General features: G+C 74.0%; 1 protein-coding gene. It reads right to left on the reverse strand.

The genetic code is table 11. From position 1 onward, the window contains the following. Window positions 1–150: 150 nt before the first annotated feature. Entirely contained in the window at window positions 151–942 is a 792-nt protein-coding gene (locus G3I42_RS34550) for a S16 family serine protease (protein ID WP_164291606.1), read from the reverse strand. Between the last annotated feature and the right edge of the window lie 154 nt (window positions 943–1,096).

Consider the following 1,096-nt stretch of genomic DNA (forward strand, 5'->3'; position numbering starts at 1 on the left):
GCCGGGCGCGGGGCGGGTGCGGGGGCTGCGGGCGCGCTTCGGCTGGGGGCTCGTCGGCCTGGGGCTGCGGCTCGCGGTCCCGGGGCGCGCGGTGGTGCGCACGTGAGGCCGGTACCGGGGTGGTTCAGGTTGCCGCTGCGGCTCGCACGGTCAGCAACTCGGCACCTTGCCGCCGTCGTTGAGCGCGCGCAGCGCGGAGACCGCGCCTTTGAGCGTGGTCACGGGGACGAGGCGGAGGCCCTTGGGGAGTTCGGAGCGGGCGTCGGAGCACTCGTCCTTCGGGACGAGGAAGACGCTCGCGCCGTCGCGGCGGGCGGCCTTCGTCTTCAGCGCGACACCGCCGACCGCACCGACCTCGCCGCTGTCGCTGATCGTGCCGGTGCCCGCGATGGTGCGGCCCCCGGTGAGGTCGCCGCCCTTGCCGTCGCCGTCGAGCTTGTCGACGATGCCGAGCGAGAAGAGGAGCCCGGCGCTCGGGCCGCCGACGTCGGCGAGGCGCAGCGTGACCTTGACGTTCTCGTCGTTGCGGCCCAGGAAGGAGAGGGCGGCGTTGGTGGCGTGGTCCTGGGAGGAGCGCATGTCGGCGAGGTTGTGCTTCTCGATCTCCTTGACGTCGCCGCCGGGGTAGACCGAGTCGCGCGGCATGACGGCGCGGTCGGTGCGGAAGTAGCCGTCGATGACGTCGCCGAGCTTGACGGTCGCGTCGGGCGCGGTGGCGAGGATGGTCGTCATCCTGAGCTGCCCGCTGGTACGGCGTTGAGGGGCACCGCTGATCGTGATGACCTTCTGCCCCTTGTCCGAACCGAGCACGTTCGCCGTGGTGCCGGGCTGGGCGACGGTGAACGGCAGCGGGGCGAGCGCGGCGACGAGGATCAGCGCGAGCACCGGCAGGACGCACAGGAGGAGGACGCGGGGGCGCCTGAGACGGAAGGACACGCCCACAATCTAACGCGAGCCACTCGGCCCCCGGCCTCCCCACCGCGCCGGTCGCGCCGCCCGCGCGCCTCGCACCTCTTCCGCTCGGCGCGATGCCTCGGCCGCCGCTCGGCGCACGGCATCACTCGCCGATCGGCGCGAGCCGTCCGCCCGCCGTCCG

The organism is Streptomyces sp. SID11385, from assembly GCF_010548245.1.
In the GTDB taxonomy this organism is placed as follows: domain Bacteria; phylum Actinomycetota; class Actinomycetes; order Streptomycetales; family Streptomycetaceae; genus Streptomyces.